Raw genomic sequence first — 22,381 nt, 5'->3', positions numbered from 1 at the left:
CTGTGGTTCGTATCGCGATCATGCCGGCGTCGCCTGCTCGAACGCGGATTCCGCTTCGAGGCTTGCACCGTCGCGCCCGACGGTGGCAACCGCAAGCTGCTTGCCGCCGCGCCAGTAGGTGACCGTGCAGTCGTGCGCGGCCGGATCGCCGTCGACGTCGACGCGATCCCATTGCGCCGCGTGGCCGACGTAGTTGATCGCGACGTCGTAGTGCTGGCTCCAGAAGAACGGCACCGCCGCGAAGCGCTGCCGCTCGCCGAGGATGTTGCGCGCGGCCGCCGCGCCCTGGCGCTCGGCGACCACCCAGTGTTCGACGCGGATGCGCTCGCCGGTGCGCGGGTCCGGCCAGCGGGCGATGTCGCCCGCCGCGTAGATGCCCGGCGCGCTCGTCTGGAGGAATTCGTCGACCGTCACGCCGCGATCCGTCGCGAGGCCCGCCTCCTGCGCGAGCGTGAGGTCGGGGCGCACGCCGATTCCCGTCACGACCAGGTCGGCGGGCAGCGTGACGCCGGTCGACAAGGTCACGCGATCCACTTCGATCGCGGCGACCGTGGCCCCCAGATGAAACACGACGCCGTGCGCTTCATGCAGCGCCTTGACCATGTCGCCGAGCGCCGCGCCGAGCACTCGCTCCATCGGGCGCGCTTCGGGGGCGACCACGTGCACGTCGAGCCCGCGCGTGCGCAGCGCGGCCGCGACTTCGAGCCCGATGAAGCTCGCGCCCACCACCACGCATCGGCGTGCAGCGCCAGCCTGCGCGATCAGCGCATTGCAGTCGGCCAGCGTGCGGAGCACCGCGACGTGCGCCAGCGTGGCGCCGGGGACCGTGAGGTGCACCGGTTCGGCGCCGGTGGCGAGCAGCAACGCGCCGTACTCGATCTGACTGCCGTCCGACAAGGAGAGGGTTTTTCGGGCGGGCTCGAGACTGACCGCGCGCATGCCGCAGTGCATCGAGATGTCGTGATCCGCGTAGAACGTCGGAGGATGCAGCGGCAGCCAGTCGGGCTGCGCGGTGCCGGCGAGATAGTCTTTCGACAGGTTCGGGCGGTCGTACGGCAACGCGCGATCGGCGCTCAGCAGCGTAATGGGGCCCTGATACCCTTGCCGCCGCAACGTGCTGGCCGCCGCGTTGCCGGCCGCGCCGCCGCCGACGATCACCACCGATTCGGGGTGCGCCGCGGCCGACGCCGCGGATGGAATCGGCGCCTGCGCGGCCGGCAGCGCGTCGCGCACGAAGACCTTGCCGTCCTGCTGCTCGACGCGCCAGCACGTCAGGTCGGTCAGCGCCGGCGCGCCGAGCACCTCGCCGGTGCGGACGCTGAAGCACGCGTGATGCCACGGGCAGCGGAGCGTGTCGCCGACCAGCAGGCCGTCGGCGAGCGGTGCGCCGTAATGCGTGCAGGTCGCGCCGACTGCAAGGCACGTGCCTGCGCGGTGCACGAGCAGGACCGGCTCATCGCCGACGTGGCCTGCCACCATGCCGCCGTCCGGAATATCGGCCAGCGGCACGCCTTGAGCGAGATCGGGATCGCCGGGTGACGAAGCATGTTCGGTCATGGCTGCGCTCCTCTCGGGTCGGGAACTTCCCCATTATCGACCTCGATTCGGCGGCGGGAAAGACACAGTCACGAAGCGGGGCGGGGTGTTCGAGCCCCAGGCATGGGAAGCCGGTTTCCGCATCGGCGATGCCGCAGTGCATCACCGCGAGTGCCGTTGCCGTGCGCTCTCATGCGCGTCCGCCACGCAGCAGCCGGAGATAGACCGGCAATGCCAGCGCGCCGATCAGGCTCGCCCACAGCAGCGGCGCGATGCCGGCGAGCGTGACCGTCTGGCCGCCGAGCAGCCACGCACTCAGCGCGAACGCAACGGTCGTGCCGAGATGGGTCGCCGCCGTTTGCAGCGCGCTGAACCCGGCGCGGCGCTCCGGCGCGGGAAAGGCCGCGCTCACGCTCGACGTCGCGACGAGGCGCACGTAGGTCGATGCCATGAACGCGATCATGAAGCCCTCTGCGCCGACCGCGTGACACATCAGCAGCACGATGTCGATCGCGATAGCGGCCGTTGCGAGCCACGCGAGCCGCCGTTCGCCGAGCCGGCGCGCGAGGCGCCCGGCCGCATGCGATGCGACGAAGCCGGCGACGCCGCCCGCGAAGAAGAGCCGCGGCAGGCTGCCCGGATCGGCGGACAGCAGCGCGAGCAGCGGCGCCAGCACGGGCACGATCAGCAGCGACGGCAATTGCGAGACGGCGTTCGCGGCGGCATGCAGGATCGTCCCGGCGTCGAGGTCGAGCGTGCGCGGCCGGCCGGCCGGCGGCGCGATCGCGGGTATCCTCGTCGCCGCGACGAGCGCACAGCCGGCGCAGCAGGCGGCGATCAGCCGGAACGCCGCCGGCCAGCCGGCCCGTTCGGCCGCCTGCAGCACCATCGGGATGCCGATGATGCTGACGAGCGAAAACGACGCGACGACCGTCGCGAGCAGGCGCGGCCGCTCGGCGGCGGACGCGCAGGCCAGCAGCACGCCGAACGCGCAGCCCATCGTGATGCCGCCGGCGATGCCGGCCAGCGCGCGCAGCACGAGCAGCCATGCGAAGCTGTGCGTTTCGGCGATGGCGAGCGTCGTCACGGCGAGCGTCGCCAGCGTGACGAGCAGCGTGCGTCGCGGATCATGGCGGTTCATCCGGAAATACGCGGCGAGCCCCGACAGGATCGCCGTCAGCGTATAGACGCCCGTGACATAGCCTGCGTATGAGTCGGGTACGCCGAAGTCGGGCGCCATCCGCCGGAACAGCGGGCTGACGGCCATGTATTCGAGCGCGTTGGTGAACTGGATCGCCGCGACGACGACGGCGATGCCGCGTGCGGAAGGGGGCGGACGGTGCTGTCCGGTTGACGGATTCGGTGCGGCCATGGGCTTCTCTCGTGCTTTCTCGTACGCAAAGCCGCGATGGTCGCCTCACGCGGGGCGCGCCGCCTAGTCGCTGAAATGAAACACGCGATGATCAAAAGGAGAACGCTGGAATGGCGCGGTTGAATCTCAATGCGGTTCGGGTCTTTGCGACGGTGGCCGCGAAAGGTAGCTTCACCGCGGCCGGGCGGGAATTGCAGATCCCGACGTCCAACGTGAGCCGGCATGTCGCGCAACTGGAGGCGAGCCTGCAGACGCGCCTGATCGAGCGGCATGCGCGCCGCCTGACGTTGACCGACGCGGGCCGGCTGCTGTTCGAGCGATGCAGGCCGATGTTCGATGCGCTCGACGACACCCTCGACGAACTTGCGTCCGGGCAGACGCGCCTGCAGGGCCGGCTGCGCGTGAGCCTGCCGAGCGAGGTCGGCCCGCAGCTATTCGGCGCGGCCGTGGCCGATTTCGCGTGCCGCCATCCGGCCGTGGACCTGCGCTGCTCGACGAGCCTCGCCGGGCTCGAGACGGGGCTCGAGGATCTCGATCTGGCGGTCATCATCGGGCGCGGGGCGCTGCCGGACAGTTCGTGCGTCGTGAAGCCGATGCTGAGCTGGCCGAGCGTGGTCGTCGCGGCGCCGTCGGTGATCGATGCGCATGGCCGTCCGGAACGCATCGAGTCGCTCGAGGCGTTGCCGTGCATCACGACGGTCGGTGCGCTGGACGGCAGGCCATGGCGTTTCCTCGGCGCGGGCGGGCGCGTGATCACCGTGCGTGTGCAGGAGCGGCTGCGTGTCGACAGCGGCACGCTTGCGGTGGCGGCCGCGCTGCGCGGCGTCGGCTTTGCGATCGTCGTCGAGGCCGCGTGTCGCGGCCTGATCGAGCGCGGCGAACTGGTGCCGATCGCGCTCGACAAGCCGGCCGCGCCGCTGGAGCTCTACGCGGCCTATCCGCAGCGCAGGCACCTGCCGGCAACGGTGCGGGCGTTCATCGATCATCTGACGGAGGCGGCGGGCACGCTTCACGTCGCGCGATCGAGCCGATAGCAAGCACAAGCAAAACGCCCGCCTTGCGGCGGGCGTTCATCCTGCGCAGCGCGTTCGCAGGGACGGCGGATTACTGCCACGCCGGCGCGGGCGTGATCTGCGTCGTATAGGCGGTTGCCGGCAGCAGCGTGAGGTTGGAAATCCTCTGCCCGCCGTAGGTTTCGGTCGACGTGCCGAACGTGACGCCCGTCACCGGCACGGCAACCGACCGCCCGTCGGAGCGCGACGCGCTGACGACGATCGACTTGCCGGGCGTGAGCGTCGCCGCGACGTTCGACGAGTTGTACACCATCCGCTGATTTGCGAGCGTGCCGATTGTCAACAGGTAAGGACTCTGAATCGGCAGGTTCTTGTAGTACGTGTTGTACTTCTTGAGCGTCGCGCTCAGCAGGTCGCCCAGCAGCGTGCTCGTGCCGCTGTACGCACGCAGGTTCGACTGGTGGAACATCATCGGCCGGTTGTCGAACGTGAGCAGGTAGACGACGAGCTGGTCGGACACCTTGTCGAGCACCTGTGCGTAGGTCAGGTCATAGCCCCAGCGGGTCGGGTCGATCCCGTTCGCGCCATAGAAGTAGTTGTATTCGGCGACCCATTCCGCCGGCTGCGACACGTTGTAGAACAGTGCGGTCGCGTAGCGCGGCACTTCGAAGATGCCCTGGTTCACGCAGTTGTACTTGCCCGCGTTGAACGCGGGCAGCGACCACGCCACGCCGTTGTTGTTGGTCGGGCAGCCGGCCGTGCCGACGGGCGGCGTCGGCTTCGAGCTGTCGGACACGAGCACCTGCGTGCCGAACGCGACGAGCGCGCCGAGCGTCGTCGGGTTGTACAGCCCCGAGATTTCCGGCGTGACGAGCGTCCATTTGCTGAAGTTCGTGAACCTGAACTTGTTCGCGACCTTCACGTTGCTCTGCATCTCGGACTGCACTTGCGCAGCGGTCGTCGTAAACGGCGGATCCAGCAGTTCATGGTCGTAGGTGTGACTGATCCACTTGAAACTGCCCTGCTGCAAGGCCGTCTGCAGCGACAGCGAATCGATGCCGCTCGGCGGGTAGGGGCCCTGGCCGCCATACGCCGTGCTGTAGCCTTCGCCGTTGAACGCAAGCGTGAGCTTGACCGCGGACGCGTTCGGCGTCGTCAGGTTCACGAGCGACTGCCAGGTCACGGCGTTGCCGAAGTCCGCGCCGGTGGTCCGGTATTCGCATGCGGTGAGGCCGGTCAACGGGTTCGTCGAGCCGAGCGGGCACTGGCCGGGCGGGGTCGTGCTGGTCGTGGCGCCGGTCCTCACGTCGTACCACAGGCCGGTGTAATCGGACTGCGCGTACGGGAAGATTTCATCGGGAATGCCGTTGTCGTCGACCTGCGGATCGATGTACGCGTGACGGCTGCCGAGGAACAGGCCGCGCGTGAGCCAGTTCGCGATCCCGTAGGACAGTGTGATCGAGTGCGTCAGGTACTGGCTGTTGTCGAACATCAGCGACATCGTCTCGCGCGACGCGCTGTCGCCGGTCAACGGCGTCGTGTTCGCGAACAGGCAGGTCGCGCCGATCGGGTAGGTCGTGCTGCCCGGGGCGGTGGCCTGCACGATCGGCGTGACGGTCGTGCCGGTCGGCAGCGGGCTGGCCGGCGACGCGAAATACGTCCATGCGTTCGCGATCGTCAGCGGGTTGCTCGAGGACGTGCCCGCGTTCATGTACGGGAACAGGCTCTGCCCCGTCGATGTGAGCGTCGACGCCAGCGGCGTCGCGGTCGTGTCCTGGTAGTTGACGTACTGCAGGCAGCCGCTGTCGCCCGGCCACGTGTAGAAGCTCGCGAGCCGCACGTTGTACTTGAACTGGTAGCGCGCGAGCGTCTGCGCGAGCGCGCCGCCGGCGAACGGGTTCATGTAGCGGTAGTCGCTGATCGGCATGATGATGCCCTGGTACAGCGCGTGGTCGCCGTTTTCCAGCGACGGCAGGGTCGGGTTGTTGGTGTCGTACGAGTAGACCGTGTACGGGATGCCCACGCGATCGAGGATCGACTGGGCAGCGGCCAGTTCGGGGGAGCTGCCGGCCTGCTGGCTCGCGACGATCAGGATCTTCAGGTCGATCTGGGCATCGCTCGGCACTGCATGGCAGACGCCGGCTGCCGCAAGAAGTCCTGCCGCGGCCGCACAGCGCGACAGCATCCCGAACCGGCTGGTTAGGGTTCGCAAAACGCTCATGTCAAACCTCACGCGTCGTGTCCGAAGGTTCGGACGAGTCCCCCGACAATCGAGAAAGGTGTGGCGTCTGTCGTTATTGATTCGAAGTCCGATTCTTCGCGGTCGACTTGTTGACCGTGTCGTCCGGATGCGGGCCCGAAGGCGGATAGGTCGGCTTGCCCCAGCCTTCCTTGGCCGAAGGAAGCTGGCCGTGACCGTGCGGTGGAGGCTTGCCGTCCGCGCAGGCGTTCGGCGGCGCGAGCGCGGCTGCCGCGACCAGCCCCGAGAAAACGCCGCAGAGCACGACGCCCGGCCAGCGTGACGGCCGTTTCGGTCCAAGGGTTTGCATGGTGTCCTCCCAACGCTGCCGGTGTCATGCGGCGCGTTTCAGAAATGATCAGATGGGCGGCGCGGACGGGCCGGCTGTCGAGCCGGGCCGTTGCCGCGAACGCCTGGGCGTTCGAACCCGAGCGCTTCCGTGCAGGTCAGGTCTTGCCATCGGGCCTGACGGACATGGACGGGAGCGGACGACTACGGACCGATTGCGCATGCAGGCGAGGATGGCCGCCATGCTTGCGCCCGCATCCGTTTGATCTGGAAAGCGAACTATGTGCCAATGGCCGGAGACCCTTTATTCCGTTGACGTAACGTTACGTAATGAAAGCTGGCCGGCAGAAAATGTTTCATCCGTGATCGATTGCGCGGCGATCTGCAGGAAAGACGTTTCGTCTCTGCAACAAGGGGGCCTGCGTCGGATGGTTGCGTTGAACCAGCCGGCGTCCATGATCCCCGGTGCGATCCGATTCAAGAAAGATGAATGGAAAAAGCATTTGTGAATTGTTCCGTAAATATGGAATTGCAATGAGGTAGTTTTCCGGAAAATTCCAAAATGATCTTTTGTATGAATTTTGTTAGAGTCGGGCTGGTGGTGCTGTGCGTGGCAAAAAAGAGAATTGCCAATAGAGAATCGATCTGAAATTTATTTCAATTTGTTGATTATCTGAAGCTCATCGATATGGGGAATTTGCATATGCGTAATTTCGCCGGCCGTCATGCATCGAAATCGATCAAATGCCTCATCGGAATTCCGCTCGTCGCAGCCAGCCTCGTCAACATCGTCCATGCGGCGCCCATCGAGGCGTCGTTGCAACGCTCGATCGAGCAGGCGCTCGAATCTCGATCGAGCGGAAAGTCGGCGCTGCCGGCCCAGTCGGGCGGCAACCTGGTCGAGGCATTGAAAACGGATGAAACTTCCGGGTGGGTATTGGGCGCTGCTACCCAAATCCTGCGCGAAGACGAATCCGTCGATCCCGTCACGAAGCTGTTCCTTGCGCGCAACGTGAATGGCCGATGGATCGCAGGCGTCGAGGGCGGCAGCCAGTTTGGAGAATTACTCAACTCGGCGCCGTCAACGCTGCTCGCCGCCGAGGAACGGAAAAACCTGGCGGTAAGACGCTCGTTTGCACCACGGTCGGCGGCATTGCCGCAACCGGGCCTTGCGCTGCCGTGGCAACTGAATGCCGGATGGTATTGGACGGGCGGAGCCCACGGCTGGTCCGGACAAAGCAGGCCGTATAACTCCCTGGATTTCTCGGGCGGCAACGGTCGCGTGCTGGCGGCTCGGGACGGCTATCTTTACAAGAGCTGCGAGCGAAACGGCAGTGCGATCGTCAAGCTGGTTCACGACAACGGCTATGCGACGACCTATTACCACATGGTCCAGTTGACGTCGCTCAATAGCGGCACGCGGGTCCGTCAGGGCGATTATCTCGGCAGCGTCGGAAACGGGCTGCCGTGCGGCGGACAAACGACGGGGCCGCATGTTCACTTCTCGCTGAGCAAGGACGGCAACGACATTCCGATCAACGGGATGACGATCGGCGGCTGGCAATTTTTCGCGGGCGCCGAACCGTACGCCGGATACGCGGTTCGCAATCAGCGGCGCGTCTCTCCGCAGGCATGGCTGGTCAACTACGGGGGCGAAGATTCCGGCGGTCCGGTCGACCCGTCACCGCCCGTCAGTGCGCGTGTTCAGGCGCCGAGTCAGGCGAACCTGCGCAGCGCGCCTTCTTTGTCGGCGGCGATCGTCGGTTCGGTCGAGAACGGTCGCACCGTGCAGCTCGCTTGCTACAAGTACGGTGATCCGGTGGATGGCAACTGGGGCGTCACACGGCTTTGGTATCGACTCGACTCGAATCAATGGATATCGGACGGATTTGTCTACACGGGCAGCAACGGCCCGGTGGTGCCTGAATGCGTGAGCTAGCGAGGGTGCGCCGTCACGCATGAATATGTGTACGGCCGCCACGGTGCAAGGGGGTACAACAAACGCACGCTTGCCCACGTGAAATTGTCATGCTAGTTTTTCATGAAATTTCCCGTCAGAAATTTCATGGGAGCGCGCATGTTCCTGCAGTCGGACCGCCACGTCGCAAGCTACTACGCCGGCACGCACCCGGCGCCGATCCCGGTTCGCCCGGCGCTGGAGTCGCGTGTCGACGCCGACGTGCTGGTCGTCGGCGCCGGCTTCAGCGGGCTGCACACGGCGCTGCGCCTCGCACTCGCGGGCAAGCGCGTCGTGATGCTCGAAGCGAGCCGGGTCGCGTGGGCGGCGTCGGGGCGCAACGGCGGGCAGGCGCTGCTCGGCTGGTCGTGCGACATGCCGCCGCTCGAGGCGGCGCTCGGCCGCGACGGCGCACGCGCGCTGTGGGACAGCATGCGCTGGGCCGCGGCCGAGGTGCGCGACCTGCCGGCGCGCCACGGCTTCGACATCGACTACCGGCCGGGCAGCCTGTGGGCGGCGGTGCGGCCGCGCCGCGTCGCGATGCTCGCGCAGGCGCGCGACGAAGCGGCCGAGCGCTGGGGCTACGATCGGCTGCGCGTGATTCCGCACGCCGAGATGCCCGAATGGATCGGCAGCGCGCGCTATCTCGCGGCGCTCTACGATCCCGAGGCCGGGCACCTGAATCCGCTGAAACTCGCGCTCGGTCTCGCGCAGACGATCGAGCGCGCGGGCGGCCGCATCTTCGAGCAGAGCCGCGTGCTCGACCTGAGCGAGACGGGCGGCGGCTACGTCGCGCGCACCGCCGCCGGCGAAGCGCGCGCGGACGTGCTGGTGCTCGCGTGCAACGCGTACGTCGACCGGCTCGATCCCGGACTGTCGCGCCGGCTGCTGCCGGTCGGCACCTACCAGGTCGCGACCGCGCCGCTCGATCCCGAGCTCGCGCGCTCGCTGCTGCCGCGCGACAACTGCGTGATCGACAACCAGTTCGTGCCCGACTACTTCCGCCTGAGCCCCGACGGGCGCCTGCTGTTCGGCGGCGGCTGCACGTATCTCGGCGGCATCCCCGCGGACATCGCGGCGGCGACGCGGCCGCACCTCGAACGCGTGTTTCCGCAGCTGCGCGGCGTGCCGCTCGACTTCGCATGGGGCGGCCACATCGACATCAGCATGCGGCGCACGCCGGACCTCGGCCGTTGCGGGCAGCGCTACTGGCTGCAGGGCTTTTCCGGCCACGGCGTGCTGCCGACGCTCGCGGGCGCGCGCGCCGTCGCCGACGCGGTGCTCGGCGACGACCGGCTCCTCGCGCTGTACCAGCGCGTCCGCAACCCGCGCTTTCCCGGCGGCGGCCGGTTCGCCGCGCCGCTGGAGGCGATCGGCAAGGCCTGGTACCGGCTGCGCGACACCGTCTGACTTTCTCCGGAACACACGATGAACGAACAGGAAGAAATCGAAAGCCTGGCGATCCTGATCCGCGATCTGCGCAAGCACCGCAAGGTCACGCTGAACGAGCTGGCCGACCGGATCGGCCGCTCGGTCGGCTTTCTGTCGCAGGTCGAGCGGGGGCTGTCGCGTCCGACCGTCGCGGACCTGACGGCGATCGGCGAGGCGCTCGGCGTGCCGACCACGTACTTCTACAGCCTGGACAAGCCGCGCTCCGTGCCGTGGGTCACGCGGCCCGGCGAGCGCCGCACCGTGTATTACGCGGCGGGCATCACGGACATCCTCGTGTCGCCGAGCATGCGCGCGCGCTTCTCGGTCCTCGAGAGCCATCTCGCGCCGGGCGCGAGCAGCGGCGACCGGCCCGTCGACGACAGCGACGAGCAGGGCGGCTTCGTGCTCGAAGGCGAACTGACGATCTGGCTCGACGGCGACGACACGCCCGTCACGCTCGGCCCGAACGATGCGTTCCAGCTGCCCGCGCACAAGCGGTTCCGCTACGCGAACCTGACTGACCAGCCCACGCGGGTCATCTGGGTGTTCACCTGACGCGTCGTCGCGGCGGGATGCCGCGTTCGAAGCACATGGTTTGACGTACTGATCGATGGGGGCGTGCGGTGCTGCACCGGCCGTTCGGCCCCGGTTCGCCGCGACGCGGCATCGTCACACTCGAACGAAAGGATGAATCATGGCTGACGTCGTTTCCGCGCTGGTCGATGAAGTCCGAGCATTCCGCCACGCGCACCCCGAGATCCGCTATGTCGACCTGATCTGCCTGGACCTGCCCGGCCACTTCTACGGCAAGCGCTATCCGATCGACGCGCTCGAGAAGGTCGCATCGGGCTCGCTGCTGAAGCTGCCGCAGAACTGCGTGCTGCTCGGCACGCAGGGCGGCCTGTACAAGATCGGCGACTACTGCTTCAACGACGGCGATCCGGACGCGCCGCGCCGGCTGGTTCCCGGCACGCTGAAGCGGGTGCGCTGGGAAAGCCAGCCGCTCGCGCAGATGCTGATCAGCTCCGACGGCACCGACGCGCCGATCGAGTTCGAGCCGCGCGAAGTGCTCGCGCGCGTGCTGCGGCGCTTCGCGAAGCGGGGGATTCGCCCGGTCGTCGCGTTCGAGCTCGAGTTCTACCTGTTCGCCGCGCAGCTCGCGGACGGCCTGCCGCAGTATCCGCGCGACCGCCTGAGCGACGACCGCGACGATCAGCCGAACATGCATATCGAGCGGCTGTCGCGGTTCTCCGACGTGCTGCACGAGATGGTCGAGGCCGCGTGCGAGCAGGGCGTCGATGCGACGGTGATCACCGCCGAGCTCGGGCCCGGCCAGTTCGAGATCAACTTCGGCCACACCGACGACGGGCTGCGCGCGGCCGACTGGTCGGCGCTGTTCTGCCGCAGCACGCGCGGCGTCGCGCTGCGGCACGGCTATCGCGCGAGCTTCATGGGCAAGCCGTACCTGCATGCGCCGGGCAGCGGCATGCACGTGCACGTGAGCCTGTACGACGAAGCGGGGCGCAACCTGCTGGCGGCGCACGGGCAGCGCCCGCTGCGCCATGCGGTCGCGGGCTGCCTCGCGCTGCTGCCGCACTGCATGCCGGTGTTCGCGCCGAACCACAACGCGTTCCGGCGCTACGGGTCGATGGTGAACGCGGCGAGCCGCGCGAGCTGGGGATTCGAGGATCGCGACGCGTGCATCCGGATTCCCGAATCGGATGCGGGCAACCTGAGGATCGAGCATCGCCTCGCGAGCGCGGACGCGAATCCGTATCTCGTGCTGGCGGCGATTCTGACCGGGATGGAATACGGGCTCGACGCGGGCAAGGAGCCGATCGCGCCGCTCAACGACGATCGCGGCAGCGGCATCGATTTTCCGAAGGACATGCTGTCGGCGGTCGCCGCGATGCACGCGCATCCTGCGGTGCGCGAAGGGCTCGGCGGCGAGTTCGTGATGGTCTATTGCGAGAACAAGCGGCAGGAGCAGATCGATTTCATGAACGAGATCGGCGCGCGGGAGTATCGGTGGTTTCTGTGACGCGGGCCGGATGATCGGTCAGTTCGTCTCGATGTCGACGGCGGCCACCCGATGTCCGGCGAGCGCAAGCCCCTGCGCGAGTTTGGCCAAGGGCGCCCGTTGCTCCGCCGATGTCGCGGTCGAGCACAATTGCAGCGGCGCGTTGGCGGGATTCGCATCGTTGTGCAGCCGGAACTCGGCAAGCTGATGGTCGACCCGTCGTGCGATTGCGGTCGCGGTCTCGATCAAGCGGAATCGGGAGCCGAAGACCCTTCGAATGCTCGGCATGAGCAACGCGTAATGCGTCGAGCCCAGCACGAGCGTATCCGCGCCTTCGCCGATCATCGGCGTCAGGTATGCGTCGAGCAGCGATTCGACGACCGATCCCGTCGCTTCGCCTTGTTCGATGCGTTCCACGAGGCCATGCCCCGCCTGACACACGAAGCGGCACGCGTGATCGTTCTCCGCCAGCAGCGCCTGCAATCGTTGGCTGCGCAGCGTTGCGGCAGTCGCGAGCACGCCGACGACTTTTGATGCCGAGGCCTGCACGGCGGGCTTGATCCCGGGCTCCACGCCGATGATCGGGATCGCGAACTGACTTCGGAGATGCGAGATTGCGTGCGTCGTTGCCGTGTTGCATGCAATCACCAGCATTTTCGCGCCGTGTTGCACCAGCCATTCCGTAAGTGCCTGGCTGCGCGCCCTGATGAACGCATCGGACTTTTCGCCATAGGGCGCGTACCTGGAGTCCGCGATATACAGGATGGCTTCGCCTGGAAGGCGCTGACGGACCGCTTCGACGACCGACAATCCGCCCAGGCCCGAATCGAATACGCCGATGGGGGCGATGCCGTTGTGCGTGAGTGTGTGCATGGGCTTGGGACGTGCGTCTGGCGCACGGAAGGGGTACCGGAATCGCTGGCGTGCAGATCCCGGTCCCGGGGATTGCGCTAAAGGCCTTACTGCCCGATCTTCGACGCCACGCACCCCGTGCTCGAACACTCGCGATCGCGCTCACGCAGGAACGACAGGCGCGACTGCGTCATGTCGATCGCGCATTCGAGGTTCACGTAATACCCGTCGTCACGCGTGGTGCTGCACTTGTCGTCGCGCTGCTTGAGCCACGCGAGCTGGCCCGTCTTCAGCGACGCCTGCTGGTCGCCGCTCAGTTGCTTGCGCAGGCGGCCGTACTGGTCGTTCAGCTCGCGGTCGAGCTGCGAGAACTGCGTGCTGCTGCAGTACACCTGGTCGAATGCGCCGCGCGGCTTCGCGCAGCCGGCCGCGTGCGCGGCGAACGGAACGGCAAGCGCGAACAGCGCGCAGGATGCGGCGAGCAGATTCTTTTTCATATGGATGCTCCTTGCTGGGTAAAAACCGGTGACGACGCACGCGCGCCGCGTCGTCATTCGGACGCGGTGCACGCCTCGATGCCGCCCGCGATCGCGGCGGACAGGCGCTGGATCGTGTCGTGCTGCGCGAGCCGCTTCTCTTCGTCGGGATTGACGATCACGCCGGCTTCGACGAGCACGGCCGGAATCGGCGCGGTGCGCAGCACGACGAGATCGTCGAAGCGGTGGATGCCGAGGTGCGGGTCGATCAGCGGACGGTTCTCGCCGCGGATCGGCTGCGCGTGATAGAGCGACGGCGTTTCGCCTGCCGCGACGAGCTTCCCGGCGATCGCCTTCGCGCAGCGCAGGCTCTGTTCGTAATGCGGATTGCGCTCCGACACGAACACCGAGAAGCCGCGGAATTCGCGCTGCCGGCCGGCGTCGATGAATTGCTGCTGCATCGAGTCGTGATGGATCGACACGAACAGGTTGGCATCGGGCGCCTGCGTCGAGCGCTGGTCCAGCTTGATCTCGCGGCCGTCCGCGGCCGTGCGCAGCACGCGGGCGCCGTCGTCGCCCAGCCGCTTGGCAACGGCGCTCGACAGGTCGAGGTTGTACAGGTATTCGACGCGGCCGCTCGCGCCCGTCGAGCCGGGGCGTGCCAGCGTGTGACCGGTGTCGATCACGATGTACGGAGCGTGTGCGTGTGCGTGTGCGTGTGCGTGTGCGTGTGCGTTGGCGGCCGGCGCGGCGTCTGCGGCGCGCAGCGCGAGCGGCATGCCGAGCAGGGCCGCGCAGGCGAGTGCGCGCGCGGCGGCGCCTGCGAACGGGCGAAGGCGTTGGACGGTTCGGTTCATTGTTGTTGTCGCGTGAATGCGGCTGCGCTCGACGAAGCGGCGCGCGGCCGTCGGCCTGCATGGTGCAGTCGGAATGTGGCGCGATTATAGCGGCTGCCGGCCGCCCCGCAATGACAAAACCACGGGTGTCCGGCCGGCTGAAAGCGGGTTGTAAAACATGCGGCGGCGTTCGTTACGCGAGCACGCGCTGCGCGGCGCGCATGCCCCAGTACGACGCCTCCTCGAACAGCGACATCCCCGACAGGTCCGCGTGCGCGAACACGACCGGCCCGTCGGCGTCGCGCAGCGCGAGCAGCCCCGGCCGGCTCAGGAACCCGACGTCGGGCGTGGCCATCGCGTGGCCGCGCACGGTGATCTCGAGCGCGCTCGCGTGCTTCCACAGCGCGCGCCCGTACACCGCGCGCAGGTCGGTCGCCGCCTGGTCGCGCAGCTCGTCCGGCTTCGCCGCGGCGAGCCAGCGGCGCGTGTCGTCGGGCGTGCGCGTGCTCAGCGCCTGGTACGCGGAAAACACCGAGCGAGTCGGCGGCGACAACCGGATCAGTTGATGCGTCGACACGACATAGCCGAGCCCCGCGCCGCCGTAGACGACGTTGTCCCAAGCGAGCGGCACGCCGGCGGCCTCGTCCGGCATCCCGTCGAGCAGGAAGTTGGATACGAGCCACGGCGCGCGCGGCGGCAGGTCGCGCGCGGGCTCGAAGCCGTATTCGCGCAACTGCGGGAACACGCGCGCGGCGACGAACAGCGGCATCGCGCAGACGACGCGCCGCGCTCTCAGCGTGAAAGTGGTCAGCGCGCCGTTGTCGACGCGCGCGCACAGCACGTCGACGCCGCCCGCGCGTTCGGTCGCGCGGACCGCGAAGCCGGCCTGCGACCAGTCGCGCGAGCCGGTGCGCGCGGCGATCGAAGCGGACAGCTTCGTCACCATCGTGTGCAGCCCGTCGGGCCAGGTCAGCACCGCGCCATCGCCGGCATCGCTCGCATGGCCGGCGCGCGACGAGAAGTAGTGCAGCCCGGCCCACGCGGATACGTGCTCGTAGCCCGCGCCGTAGTCGTCGCGGCAGCAGTAGTTCAGATACCAGTGCAGCGACGGCGCCGTATAGCCTTCGTCGAGCAGCCATTGCCGGAACGAGCGCGTGTCGAGCGCGCGCCAGCGCGGGTCGCGCGACGATTCGGCGAGCGGAATGCAGAACGCCTTGCGCCCGTCGTTGCCGCGCGCGGTGCGCAGCGTGTCGGTGTATGCGAAGAAGCGCGCCTGCTGCGCGAGTTCGTCCCGGCCGATGCCGGTGGTCGGCACGAGCCCGTCCTGCCACTGGCCCGCGATGTAGAGCCGCTCGTCGGGTGCGTGCACGATCGCGCGTTCGTCGTAGGCCGGCCGCGCGGCGAACGGCGCGGCTTCGATCACGCCGAGGTCGGCGAGCATGTCGCGCAGATGCGTGGATTCGCGCGCCGGCAGCGGCAGGTAGTGCGCGCCCTTCGGATAGCCGAGCTCGCCGAAGCGGCCGCCGGCCGCGTTGCCGCCGAATTCCGGGCCGGCGAGCACCGTGAAGCGGCGGTGCCCGGCGCGCGCGAGCTGCCACGCGCACGACAGGCCGGCCGCACCCGCGCCGAGGATCGCGACGTCGGTCTCGAGCGTGCCGGACGGCGGCGGCAGCGCCGCCTGATCGCGCAGCGCGTGGCCTTCACGCATGCCCGGATAGTCGATGCGCGGCGTCGTCTCGATCCAGCCGAGCCGGCCGCAGGCCGCAAGCGACGCGGCGGCCGACGCGACGATGAAGGTGCGGCGGTCCATCAGCGCAGCACGTGCTTCCAGTCGTCGTCGAAGCGGCGCACGAGCGGCTGGTCGTTGAGTTCGTTCGGCGACATCGGCAGCGCCGGCATGTCGGCCGGGAAGTGGAACATCTCGGCGGCCGTCTGCGCGTCGAGCCAGCGCGTCGGCACCGAGTAGTGGGTCGGCACCGTGAAGTCGCGGCGCTTGCCGGCGATCACGAAGCCCCAGTCGCCGAACGACGGCACGTAGCAGTGGTACGGCCACGTATTGAGGCCCGCCTCGTGCAGCGTCGCGATGATCGTCCAGTACGCATGCGGCGCGAAATACGGCGACGTCGACTGGATCACCGCATAGCCGTTCTCGGACAGGTGCCGTGCGAGCAGCCGGAACACCGGCACCGAATAGAGGCGGCCGAGGCCGAAGTTGGTCGGGTCGGGGAAGTCGACGACGATCGCGTCATACACGTCGGCGTTCGCTTCGAGCCAGCGCACCGCGTCGTCGTTGATCACGTGCACGCGCGGGTCCTTCAGCGAACCCTGGTTCAGCTTCACGAGCGGCGCGGACGTCTCGAACAGGCGCGTCATCGCCGGGTCGAGGTCGACGAGCGTGATCTGCTCGAGGTTGCGGTGCTTGAGCAGCTCGCGCACCGCGAGGCCGTCGCCGCCGCCGAGCACGAGCACGCGCTTCGCCCACGGCAGCGCGTCGAGCGTCGGGTGGATCAGCGCCTCGTGATAGCGATGCTCGTCGCGCGACGAGAACTGCAGGTTGCCGTTCAGGTAGAGCCGCATGTCGTCGTGCCATTGCGTCAGCACGATCCGCTGGTACGGCGTGGTTTCCGCGTAGATCGTCTCGTCGCCGTATACGCCGTGCTCGGCCCAGTGCGTGATTTGCCCCGACAGCGCGAAGCCGGCGGCGAGCAGCCCGATCACGAGCGACGCGCGCATCTGCTTGGCGCGCACCCGGCGAATCTCGTCGCGGAACAGATGCATCGTCCACAGCGCGACGAGCGCGTTCAGGATTCCGAACAGGAAGCTCGTGCGCAGCAGGCCGAGGCGCGGCGCGAGCACGAGCGGGAAGATCAGCGACACCGCGAGCGAGCCGAGATAGTCGAAGCTGAGCACTTCGCTGACGGTATGGCGGAACGCCTGGCGCCGCTGCTGGAACGCGCGCATCACGAGCGGGATCTCCATCCCGATCAGCACGCCGAGCGCGAACACGAGCGCGTAGAGCGCCGCGCGGAACGGCGCCGCGAGCCATGCGAACACCGCGAACAGCAGCGCGGCCGACACGCCGCCGAGCAGGCCGACGAGCAGCTCGATGTCGACGAAGCGGTCGAGCACGTCGTCGTCGTCGACGAACTTCGCAATCCACGAGCCGACGCCCATCGCGAACAGGTAGCAGCCGATCACCGACGAGAACTGCAGGATCGAGTCGCCGAGCAGGTAGCTCGACAGCGCGCTGCTGATCAGTTCGTAGCCGAGCCCGCACGACGCGAGCACCAGGATCGACAGGACGAGCGCGCGCCTATGCAGCATGGGACGTCCGTTGTGTCGCGGTCGGCAATGTGGATATACTGGCGCGGATTTTGGCGGGCCGGCCATCCGGGGGCCGGCCGTCCGGGGGCCGGCCGGCTGCGGGGTGGCGAACCGAGCACACAATCCGAGGGAAAGAATGAATAGTGCCTTTTCTTATGCGGTTCATTTGCTGTCGGCGTTCGTGCTGCTCCTGGCGTTCGCGGCAGTGTACCTGAAGGTCACCCCGTTCGACGAACTGGCGCTGATCCGCGACGGCAACGTCGCCGCGACGCTGTCGTTCGGCGGCGCGCTGGTCGGCTTCTGCCTCACGCTCGCGTCCAGCATCGCGCACAACTCGACGCTCGGCGCGGTCGTGCTGTGGGCGATCGGCGCGATGCTCGTGCAACTGCTGACCTACGTGGTGCTGACCCGCATGATGCCCGGCATGAACCACGCGATCGAGGACCGCAACGCCGCGATGGGCGGCCTGATGGGCACCGCGTCGCTGGTCGTCGGCATCATCAATGCCGCTTGCCTGACCTGACGCCGCGCGCGTTTCGAGGAGACCCTGATGAGTTTCGGTTCGTTCATCCGCAAGCAATTCATCGACGTCCTGCAATGGACGGAAGACACGGACGGCGTGCTCGCCTGGCGCTATCCGATGGAAGACCAGGAGATCCAGTACGGCGGCAAGCTGACCGTGCGCGAATCGCAGGTCGCGGTGTTCGTCAACGAAGGGAAGGTCGCCGACGTGTTCCAGCCGGGCCTCCATACGCTGACGACCCAGACGCTGCCGGTGCTCACGTCGCTGCGCAACTGGGACAAGCTCTTTCAGTCGCCTTTCAAGTCCGACGTCTATTTCTTCAGCACGCGGCTGCAGCTAGGCCGCCGCTGGGGCACCGCGCAGCCGGTGACGATCCGCGACCGCGAATTCGGCATCGTGCAGCTGCGCGCGTTCGGCATCTACTCGTACCGGATCGTCGACGCGCTCGCGTTCCACCGCGAGATCAGCGGCACGCGCGCGCAATACACGGTCGACGATCTCGAGCAGCAGTTGCGCAACGTCGTCGTGACCGCGATGAGCACCGCGTTCGGCTCGGCGGACGTCGCGTTCGTCGATATGGCCGCGAACCAGATGCAGCTCTCGCACCGGGTGGCCGAAGCGCTGGTGCCGGCGTTCACGCGCTACGGTCTCGCGCTCGACGCGTTCGTGGTCGAGAGCGTGTCGCTGCCGGCCGAGCTGCAGAAGGCGCTCGACCTGCGGATCGGCGCGAGCGTGGCGGGCGACCTCGGCCGCGCGACGCAATACCAGACCGCGCAGGCGATTCCGCTTGCCGCGCAGAATCCCGGCGGCATCGCCGGCGTCGGCGCGGGCCTCGCGGCCGGCGCGGCGATCGGGCAGGCGATGGCAGGGCAGATCGCCGGTGGTGCGCAACCGGCGGCCGCCGGTGCCGCGGGTGACGTCGATTATGTGCAGCGTCTCGAACAGCTCAAGGCGCTGCACGACAAGGGGCTCGTGACCGACGACGAATACGCGCGCGCGAAGGCGGAGATCCTCGCGAAACTCACTCGATAAGCATTCCGCATGTTCAGCACTTCGTGCCCCCAGTGCGGCGCGCCGGTCACGTTCCGCTCGGCGGCGGCGGTGATGGCCGTCTGCGCGTTCTGCCGCAGCACGCTGCTCAAGCGCGGCGCCGACGTCGAGCGGATCGGCGAGCTGGCCGCGGTGGTCGACGACGCGTCGCCGGTGCAGATCGGCGCCGCCGGCCGCTACGGCAAGCGCGCGTTCACCGTGCTCGGCCGGATCGAGCTGACCTACGACGCCGGCGCGTGGAGCGAATGGTATGTCGTGTTCGACGACGGCGCGTTCGGCTGGCTGTCGGATGCGTCCGGCCAGTATGCGATCACGGTCCGTCAGCCCGACGACGCGCTCGGCTCCTGGCCCGCCTTCAGCGCGTTGCAGCCGGGCATGCAGATCAATCACGGCGGCTTGCACTACCTGGTGTCGGACGTGCGCACCGCGCGCTGCACGGGCGGCGACGGCGAGTTGCCGTTCCGCGTCGGCGCCGGCTGGGAAGCGCGCGTCGCCGACCTGCGAACCGGCGGCGCGTTCGCGACGTTCGACTACTCGGATGCGGGCGGCGACGGCCGTCCGGCGCTGTACGCCGGCGAAGCGATGACGTTCGACGCGCTCGCGTTCACCGGGCTGCGCGAGGTCGAAGCCGACACGCGGGAGCCGCGCGGCGCGCAGATGCAGGCGTTCGCGTGCCCGAGCTGCGGCGCGCCGCTGTCGTATGCGCCGAACGTGGCCGACTACGTCGTGTGCGGTTCGTGTCATGCGGGCGTGCAGTGCACGGCCGAGCAGCAGACCGTGTTCGCGAAGCAGCGCGAGCTCGACGCGGTGCAGGGCGCGCTGGCGCTCGGCGCGGCCGGCACGTTCGACGGCGCGAAGTACACGGTGATCGGCATGATGCGCTGCAAGGTGCCGGGCGACAACGAGACGTGGGACGAATACCTGCTGCTGCATCCGAAGCGCGGCTTTCTGTGGCTCGTGCAGAGCGAAGGGCGCTGGGAGCGCGTCAGCGTGCTCGATCACTGGCCGACGATCGGCGACGACGCCGAAGTCACCGACGAAGGAAAGACCTATCGCAAGCGCGACGCGTATGCGTCGGAAGTCGTGTACGTGGTCGGCGCGTTCAACTGGCGCGTGCAGGTCGGCGATCGCACGTCGATCGTCGACTACGGCTGGCAGAACGACAAGCTGACGATGGAGCGCAGCGCGACCGAGATCGTCTGGTCGCGCGCGCAGCGGATTTCGGCCGGCAAGCTTGCCGAGCGCTTCGGCGTGCCGGCGCTCGCGGCCGGAGGCGCGGCGAAGGCGGCCGCGAAGCGTACGGATACCGAAGCAAAAGGCAAGCGCCCGCATAGTTTCGCGCCGTTGCCGATGCTGTTCAGCGCGCTGCTCGTGTTCGTCAACTTCGAGGATCTGTTCGCGTTCAACGGCCGCACGGTGTACGTGCTGGTCGGCCTGTTCGTCCTGTGGCTGCCCGAATGGGTATGGAAGGGATTCGCGTCGGAGGGAGGCGAGTCGTGACCAAGTACATCCTGTACGGCATCTACGCGACGATCGTCGTGACCCTGTTCAGCTGCTCGCCGCCGGGCGGCGGCGGTGGAACGAGCGGGTGGGGCAGCTCGTCGGCCCGCAGCGGCTACTCGTCGTACGGGTCGCACAAATGACGGCGGGCGATGCAATCGCCGCGCCGCGCGCGACGCTCGGCTCGCACGTGCTGGCCGATCTCGGCGGCATCGATGCGGCGCTGCTGCGCGATGCCGCGCGGCTCGAGGCGGTGCTGACCGACGCGGCGCGACGCGCGGGCGCACGCGTGATCGGCGCGCACTTCCATCATTTCGGCGGCGAGCATGGCGTGACCGGCGTCGTGCTGCTCGCCGAGTCGCACATCACGATTCATACGTGGCCCGAGCATGGGTTCGCCGCGGTCGACGCGTTCATGTGCGGCGCGGCGCGCGCGGCCGATGCGGTCGATGCGATCGCGGCCGCGCTCGGCGCGCGGGCGGAGATCCGGCAGCAAGCGGCGCGCGGCGGGGCGTGAGCGGCGCGTCGCCCTTTCGTTCGCGTCAGCGGTCGAAGCGGAACGTCGAGACGCTGTGCATCGTCGCGTCGTCCGTGCCGACGATTCCCTGCGTATTCGCGACGGCTGCCCGCTTGCCGTTGCTCAGCACGGCCCAGTAGCATTCGCCGCCCGCCGCATGGAAGCCGGTTTCCGGATCGCTGATGCCGCACGTGATCGTCGCGTGCATGCCGCGCCAGCCCGGGCCTGAGAAACGCTCGACTTCCTGCGGCGTGCCGCGGCCGAACGTCGACATCCATTTGCCGTCGTCCTGCCGCTCGAACCCGGCTTCCTTTTCCGCGACCGGCTCGAGCGCGCCGTCGACGATCTCGAATGCGATGAAATAGTTGCTGTTCGTCATGTTGCGGCCGACGATCGCGACGCAGCGGTCGCCGCCGAGCACCGGGCACGGCTTCTTCACCTGCCGGTTCGCGAGGTACTCGAACGAGATGCCGAGCGCCGGATCGCGATAGGTTTTCCAGCCCGCCGGCTTCACCTGCTTTAGCGCCGCCACGCGGTCGCGATACGCGGCGGCGACGCAAGCGGCATCGCCGCACGCATCGCGCTGCCTGAGCCACGCGCGCTGCGACTGGATCACCGCGCGCGGGTCGGCGGCGGCGTCGACGGTCGCATCGTAGGCGCTCGCCAGTGCACCGTCAGCCGACACGAGCGCCTTGTCGCCGCAGATCAGGCGGTCGGTGCGCGTCTTCGCGGCGGAACAGTCGATGCCGGCGGCATGCGCGGATAGCGCGACGCTCATCGCGGCAACCGCGAGATAAAGGTAACGGAAGCTGAACACGTACTCGTCCTCGTCATGGGGGAAATCGGCGAACCGGATGGCGTTGAAGTGTCCGGCCGGTTGCCGCCCCTGTCAACGCGGCGCGGCCTCCGCTTCGGCCCAGCGCTTGAACGCATCGAGCCGCCGGCGCGTGTGCACGAGGTAGAACGCGCCGATCAGCGGCTCGACGAGCCAGCGCAGCCAGGCCGGCCGCGCGCGGAAGTGGTACGTGAACTTCACGTCGGTCGTGCCCGGCGTGCGCTCGGTGAAGTTCCAGCTGCCGCTGAAACGCGCGAGCACCTTCGGGCCGTCGACCATCTCGACCGCCGCGACCTGCGGCGGCTGGTACGAGATGTAGCGCGACACCATCGTCGCGCCCGTGGTGCTGCGGCAGAACGCGTCGATGCCGACGTCGGCCGTCATGCCGTCGAGCAGGTATGCGTCGGTGAGGAAGTTGTCCCACACGAGCCGCCGCCCGTAATCCTGCGACCACGTGAAGAGGCGTCTGCGATCGACGCCGACGGTGCGGCTGACTGAGATCCTCATGATCGGGGCGCGTCCGCGCAGGTTCGGATGGAGTCGAACGAGTGTAGCGCGCCAGTCTCGCGATTTCCGTCAGGCATCGTCAAGTCGAGCATGCGTTCGATTGAC

Annotated in this window: 21 protein-coding genes; 10 read left to right on the top strand and 11 right to left on the bottom strand. The window is 68.1% G+C overall.

Annotated elements, in window-relative coordinates; translation table 11 throughout:
• Window positions 1-18: 18 nt before the first annotated feature.
• Complete coding sequence (locus HWX31_RS28800; RefSeq protein ID WP_174960959.1) at window positions 19-1,557, bottom strand: FAD-dependent oxidoreductase; 1,539 nt, start codon at window positions 1,555-1,557, stop codon at window positions 19-21.
• Between the two features lie 169 nt (window positions 1,558-1,726).
• The gene (locus HWX31_RS28795) at window positions 1,727-2,908 is read right to left on the bottom strand and encodes an MFS transporter (RefSeq protein ID WP_174960956.1); all 1,182 of its coding nucleotides are present in this window, start codon (window positions 2,906-2,908) and stop codon (window positions 1,727-1,729) included.
• A gap of 110 nt (window positions 2,909-3,018) precedes the next feature.
• Here HWX31_RS28795 and HWX31_RS28790 point away from each other — a divergent pair, with 110 nt between their 5' ends.
• A complete protein-coding gene (locus HWX31_RS28790) occupies window positions 3,019-3,942 on the top strand; it encodes a LysR family transcriptional regulator (RefSeq protein ID WP_059611328.1) in 924 nt (307 codons plus the stop codon).
• A gap of 70 nt (window positions 3,943-4,012) precedes the next feature.
• Here the strand turns inward: HWX31_RS28790 and HWX31_RS28785 are convergent, their stop codons facing one another.
• The gene (locus tag HWX31_RS28785; RefSeq protein ID WP_244143868.1) at window positions 4,013-6,142 is read right to left on the bottom strand and encodes an Agd3-related carbohydrate deacetylase; all 2,130 of its coding nucleotides are present in this window, start codon (window positions 6,140-6,142) and stop codon (window positions 4,013-4,015) included.
• Between the two features lie 73 nt (window positions 6,143-6,215).
• Window positions 6,216-6,470, bottom strand: a complete 255-nt coding sequence (locus HWX31_RS28780) for a hypothetical protein (protein WP_230459433.1) — start codon at window positions 6,468-6,470, stop codon at window positions 6,216-6,218.
• Between the two features lie 681 nt (window positions 6,471-7,151).
• Here HWX31_RS28780 and HWX31_RS28775 point away from each other — a divergent pair.
• The 4 genes from HWX31_RS28775 (at window position 7,152) to HWX31_RS28760 (ending at window position 11,877) form a co-directional block, all read left to right on the top strand.
• Entirely contained in the window at window positions 7,152-8,387 is a 1,236-nt protein-coding gene (locus tag HWX31_RS28775; RefSeq protein ID WP_174960954.1) for a peptidoglycan DD-metalloendopeptidase family protein, read from the top strand.
• 138 nt (window positions 8,388-8,525) lie between these two features.
• On the top strand, window positions 8,526-9,815 hold the full coding sequence (locus tag HWX31_RS28770; RefSeq protein ID WP_174960952.1) for an NAD(P)/FAD-dependent oxidoreductase: 1,290 nt from the start codon (window positions 8,526-8,528) through the stop codon (window positions 9,813-9,815).
• Window positions 9,816-9,833: 18 nt separating this feature from the next.
• Window positions 9,834-10,391, top strand: coding sequence for a helix-turn-helix domain-containing protein (locus HWX31_RS28765; protein ID WP_042588360.1), 558 nt, complete (start codon window positions 9,834-9,836; stop codon window positions 10,389-10,391).
• 139 nt (window positions 10,392-10,530) lie between these two features.
• Window positions 10,531-11,877, top strand: coding sequence for a glutamine synthetase family protein (locus HWX31_RS28760; RefSeq protein ID WP_174960950.1), 1,347 nt, complete (start codon window positions 10,531-10,533; stop codon window positions 11,875-11,877).
• Between the two features lie 18 nt (window positions 11,878-11,895).
• On the opposite strand, the gene murI is transcribed toward HWX31_RS28760, so the two are convergent.
• From murI to HWX31_RS28735, 5 genes are all read right to left on the bottom strand, one after another.
• Window positions 11,896-12,729: a glutamate racemase gene (gene murI / locus HWX31_RS28755; RefSeq protein ID WP_174960948.1), complete on the bottom strand. Its 834-nt coding sequence runs from the start codon at window positions 12,727-12,729 to the stop codon at window positions 11,896-11,898.
• Window positions 12,730-12,815: 86 nt separating this feature from the next.
• Window positions 12,816-13,205: a lysozyme inhibitor LprI family protein gene (locus tag HWX31_RS28750; RefSeq protein WP_042588357.1), complete on the bottom strand. Its 390-nt coding sequence runs from the start codon at window positions 13,203-13,205 to the stop codon at window positions 12,816-12,818.
• 53 nt (window positions 13,206-13,258) lie between these two features.
• Complete coding sequence (locus HWX31_RS28745; RefSeq protein ID WP_174960946.1) at window positions 13,259-14,041, bottom strand: N-acetylmuramoyl-L-alanine amidase family protein; 783 nt, start codon at window positions 14,039-14,041, stop codon at window positions 13,259-13,261.
• A 172-nt stretch (window positions 14,042-14,213) separates the two neighbouring features.
• Entirely contained in the window at window positions 14,214-15,830 is a 1,617-nt protein-coding gene (locus HWX31_RS28740) for an FAD-dependent oxidoreductase (protein ID WP_174960944.1), read from the bottom strand.
• A complete protein-coding gene (locus tag HWX31_RS28735) occupies window positions 15,830-17,344 on the bottom strand; it encodes a polyamine aminopropyltransferase (RefSeq protein WP_174960942.1) in 1,515 nt (504 codons plus the stop codon). The genes HWX31_RS28740 and HWX31_RS28735 overlap by 1 nt, the downstream gene beginning before the upstream one ends.
• Window positions 17,345-17,480: 136 nt before the next feature.
• On the opposite strand from HWX31_RS28735, the gene HWX31_RS28730 reads away from it, so the two are divergent.
• From HWX31_RS28730 to speD, 5 genes are read left to right on the top strand one after another with little or no spacing between them, the layout of a single operon-like run.
• Window positions 17,481-17,867, top strand: coding sequence for a DUF350 domain-containing protein (locus HWX31_RS28730; protein WP_174960939.1), 387 nt, complete (start codon window positions 17,481-17,483; stop codon window positions 17,865-17,867).
• A gap of 27 nt (window positions 17,868-17,894) precedes the next feature.
• Window positions 17,895-18,899 carry an SPFH domain-containing protein gene (locus tag HWX31_RS28725; RefSeq protein WP_174960937.1) on the top strand — a complete coding sequence of 335 codons (1,005 nt, stop codon included), beginning with the start codon at window positions 17,895-17,897 and terminating at the stop codon, window positions 18,897-18,899.
• A 9-nt stretch (window positions 18,900-18,908) separates the two neighbouring features.
• On the top strand, window positions 18,909-20,417 hold the full coding sequence (locus HWX31_RS28720) for a DUF4178 domain-containing protein (protein WP_174960935.1): 1,509 nt from the start codon (window positions 18,909-18,911) through the stop codon (window positions 20,415-20,417).
• Entirely contained in the window at window positions 20,414-20,560 is a 147-nt protein-coding gene (locus HWX31_RS28715; protein ID WP_231716738.1) for a hypothetical protein, read from the top strand. The genes HWX31_RS28720 and HWX31_RS28715 overlap by 4 nt, the downstream gene beginning before the upstream one ends.
• Window positions 20,557-20,934, top strand: coding sequence for an adenosylmethionine decarboxylase (gene speD, locus HWX31_RS28710; RefSeq protein WP_174960931.1), 378 nt, complete (start codon window positions 20,557-20,559; stop codon window positions 20,932-20,934). Before HWX31_RS28715 ends, speD begins: the two co-directional genes overlap by 4 nt.
• Window positions 20,935-20,959: 25 nt before the next feature.
• Here speD and HWX31_RS28705 read toward each other — a convergent pair whose 3' ends face one another.
• Together HWX31_RS28705 and HWX31_RS28700 are read right to left on the bottom strand one after the other, a co-directional pair.
• A complete protein-coding gene (locus HWX31_RS28705) occupies window positions 20,960-21,751 on the bottom strand; it encodes a lysozyme inhibitor LprI family protein (RefSeq protein WP_174960929.1) in 792 nt (263 codons plus the stop codon).
• 72 nt (window positions 21,752-21,823) lie between these two features.
• Window positions 21,824-22,276 (bottom strand): SRPBCC family protein, encoded by a 453-nt coding sequence (locus HWX31_RS28700; protein ID WP_174960927.1) that lies wholly within the window; start codon window positions 22,274-22,276, stop codon window positions 21,824-21,826.
• Window positions 22,277-22,381: the final 105 nt, after the last annotated feature.

This window comes from Burkholderia ubonensis, assembly GCF_902833085.1.
In the GTDB taxonomy this organism is placed as follows: domain Bacteria; phylum Pseudomonadota; class Gammaproteobacteria; order Burkholderiales; family Burkholderiaceae; genus Burkholderia; species Burkholderia ubonensis.
This window is presented reverse-complemented; position numbering and strand designations above follow the sequence as displayed.